The sequence below is a fragment of the Paracoccus benzoatiresistens genome, from assembly GCF_026913015.1.
Lineage (GTDB): Bacteria > Pseudomonadota > Alphaproteobacteria > Rhodobacterales > Rhodobacteraceae > Paracoccus > Paracoccus benzoatiresistens.
This window is the reverse complement of sequence record NZ_JAPTYD010000123.1, coordinates 1-3,096: the sequence shown is the minus strand read 5'-3', so window position 1 is coordinate 3,096 and position 3,096 is coordinate 1. Positions and strand designations below refer to the sequence as shown.

The 3,096-nt window shown below is 59.3% G+C and carries 3 protein-coding genes and 1 pseudogene; 3 read left to right on the top strand and 1 reads right to left on the bottom strand.

Annotation, left to right across the window (positions count from 1 at the left end; translation table 11 throughout):
* Nucleotides 1–114 precede the first annotated feature (114 nt).
* Complete coding sequence (locus OU682_RS23590) at nucleotides 115–726, top strand: 5'-nucleotidase C-terminal domain-containing protein (RefSeq protein WP_268944618.1); 612 nt, start codon at nucleotides 115–117, stop codon at nucleotides 724–726.
* A gap of 272 nt (nucleotides 727–998) precedes the next feature.
* On the top strand, nucleotides 999–1,358 hold the full coding sequence (locus OU682_RS23585; RefSeq protein WP_371832311.1) for a L,D-transpeptidase family protein: 360 nt from the start codon (nucleotides 999–1,001) through the stop codon (nucleotides 1,356–1,358).
* 7 nt (nucleotides 1,359–1,365) lie between these two features.
* Here OU682_RS23585 and OU682_RS23580 read toward each other — a convergent pair.
* Nucleotides 1,366–2,618, bottom strand: a pseudogene (locus tag OU682_RS23580) (IS256 family transposase).
* 50 nt (nucleotides 2,619–2,668) lie between these two features.
* Here OU682_RS23580 and OU682_RS23575 point away from each other — a divergent pair.
* A complete protein-coding gene (locus OU682_RS23575) occupies nucleotides 2,669–2,914 on the top strand; it encodes a L,D-transpeptidase family protein (protein WP_371832310.1) in 246 nt (81 codons plus the stop codon).
* Nucleotides 2,915–3,096: the final 182 nt, after the last annotated feature.

Below are 3,096 nucleotides of genomic sequence, written 5' to 3'. Positions count from 1 at the left end.
CGCCGGTTGGGTGGGTGTCAGTTCACCCGGAGATTACGCCACTGTCCAATTTCTACCACTTCCGAGACACGACCCCTGATCCCGGTTTCCGATGATCTCCCCGAGGACCCCCAAGTGGCAGGACTGGTTGCCCAGGCCGTCGCCCCGGTTGCCGGGATGAAGGCGCAAATGGCAGGCAAGACGGACCAGATCCTGCATCGCAACACCTGCCTGCATGCTCCGATGGATGACGTTCTGCTGGCCGCCATTGCTCACGCTGCAGGCACCTCCATCGCCTTTTCCAACGGTTGGCGTTACGGCGCACCCATTCCGCCGGGTCCCGTCACCTTGCATGATCTATGGTGCATCATCCCCACCACCCCGCCGGTCGAAACGGTAGAGCTGACCGGTGCCGAGATTGTCGAGATGATGGAAGCCAATCTCGAGGCGACCTTTGCCCGAGATCCGTTCCAGCAGCGCGGTGGATATGTCAAACGGTTCTGCGGGCTGAACTTCGATGTCAAGTTGGAGAACCCTCCGGGTCACAGGATCGAACGGGCGTTCGGTCCGGACGGCAGCCTCCTCAAACCGCAGGCTTGGTATCATGTCGCATTTGTCACCCAGCAGGCAGTGCCGCCCCAATTCGGTCGGGATCGTCGCAGTGCCGGCATGACTGCGGTGGCGGCTCTGCTGGCCTGGTTCGGGACTCAAGGCAGAACCGAGCCGGGCCGCATTCGTATTGTCTAGCCTGCAACATCGATCAGGTTTGGGTCGCAGCAGTGGAGACGAACTTGTCAGGGCTAATGCGGGATTTCCGCATTCTCACCGCTGGCTTGAGCCATCGTGTGTCCAGTCTACCCAACGGGCCTATCGGACAGATCTCCCTCGTCAAACCAGCCAGCAACGAAAAAATGCATTCTCTGATCAGCGGCTGTCGTGGGCTCGAGCGTAACAGCCTCGCACATCTTCCATAAGACCGGCGGCCGAGAAGAAATCACAGCAAGAAAAGCAGGAATTGAATGAAGGCACTGTTAGGCAGACGGCAATTCGCATTGTCTGGGCTGATCATCATGCTGGCCGCCTGCGCAGCACCCCCAAAACGCCCAACTTTCAAGAAATACGCAGGCCCGCCTGTAACGGAAGTGAGAGTCTACAAGGCGCAACGACACCTTCAGTTGCTAAGTGGTGATACGGTTCTGAAGTCCTACCAGGTCGGCCTCGGCAATGAGCCGATTGGTCACAAGCAGTTCGAAGGGGACGGCAAGACGCCCGAGGGACTTTATTACCTTGACCGCTTCAACCCTCGAAGCAGCTATCATCTGTCAGTGGGAATTTCCTACCCTGATAGGCGGGACAGAGATATGGGCAAAAGTTGGTGACGCCTGATCAGGCGGCGGCTTGAAGTTGGCGGAGGCCGTCGCGGAACTCAACCTCCTGGATGATCTCCGGCAGGCGGTTCTGGCCGTCGAGCTTTCGCCACTTCCTCTGTGCTGACATCATCAGCTTGAAGGCCATGGCCAGCCCGGTCCTGCGACTGAGGCATCCTTTGGTGCGCTTCGTGCGGTGCCGAACGGTCGCGAAGGTGCTTTCAATTGGATTGGATGTCCGGATGTGCTTCCAGTGTTCGGCCGGGTAGTCGTAAAAGGTCAGCAAGGCCTCGCGATCCTTGACCAGCTTGGCAGCGGCCTTGTCGTATTTGACCCCGTAGGTTTCGACGAAAAAGTCGAAGGCGGCGCCGGCCTCGGCCTTTGTTTCAGCCTGCCAGATGTCGTGGAGATGGCTCTTGGCCTTGTCCTGCAGCGACTTCGGCAGCGCGTTCAGCACGTTCATTGTCTTGTGGACCCAACACCGCTGCTCGCGCGTGGTGGCGAAGACCTCGCGCAGCGCGGTCCAGAACCCGAGCGCGCCGTCGCCGATGGCCAGCTTGGGATCCTGCTTCAGGCCCCGGCGCCTCAGATCGAGCAAAAGCTCACGCCAGCTCTCGGTGCTTTCGCGGAAGCCGTCGATCATCGCCAGAAGCTCCTTGCGGCCATATTCATCAGCCCCGACGATCACCAGAACGCATTGCCTTTCCTCGGCCATGCGCGGTTTGAAATACACCCCGTCAGCCCAGATGTAGAGGAAGCGCCGATGGCTCAGGTCGCGTTTTTGCCAGGCCTCATAGTCGTTCCACCAGTCAGCTTGTCACGCCGCGTGATTGTCTTGGCCGATAGCCCATGGGCGTTTGGGCCCAGAAGCGCCGCCAAGGCTTCGCTGAAGTCCCCCGTGCTGACGCCCTTGAGGTAAAGCCAGGGCAGCAGCTCATCGACCGATTTCGCCTTGCGCAGGTATCGCGGCAGGATGCTGGGCGTGAAGGTGATCTTGTCCTCACCGGGCTTGCGATCGCGCACCCGCGGCACTTTCACCGGCACGGGACCAATCCCGGTCATCACCTCGCGTTCGGGTAAGTGTCCATGGCGCACCAGCCGTGATGTCCCGTTCTCCAGCTTCTCCTTGGAAAAGGCGGCCATCAGCACCGCCAGCTCGGCGTGGATCGCCTGTTCGATCAGCTTGCGCGCCCCATTGCGCAGGACGTCGGTGAATGCATCGGCGCTAAATACCGATGGATCGGGGAGCTGGGTGATGGTATTCTCTGGCATGTGGCATATCCCTTTCTCGGCTGAGAATTGACGGCGTTCTGAACACCGCCATGATATGCCGCCCCTCAGGGCATCACCAACTTTCGCTCATTGCTCGGCGGGACAAAACCTACGCCGCAGCCAGCAACCGGGATGCGGGCGGTGATATCATGATCCATGGCAGGGGACCGGATGGAAACAGGCTTGCGCCGCAAAACCGCGATTGGACAGCAGGATGCATTGCCGTCACGGATGACGAAATTGAAGAGATCTATGCAATGCTGCAGCCGGGCACACCTATAAGGATATTTCCCTGAAAATTGAGACGCCCTTGGTCAGGATAACACCGATGTCCGATCGTTCCTTTTGTTGCTCAATAGTACTGTACCCATCGCAGCCGCAGAGCCTGTTGCGCTATCAGGAGGGGTCGTGTCTCGGAAGTGGTAGAAATTGGACAGTGGCGTAATCTCCGGGTGAACTGACACCCACCCAACCGGCG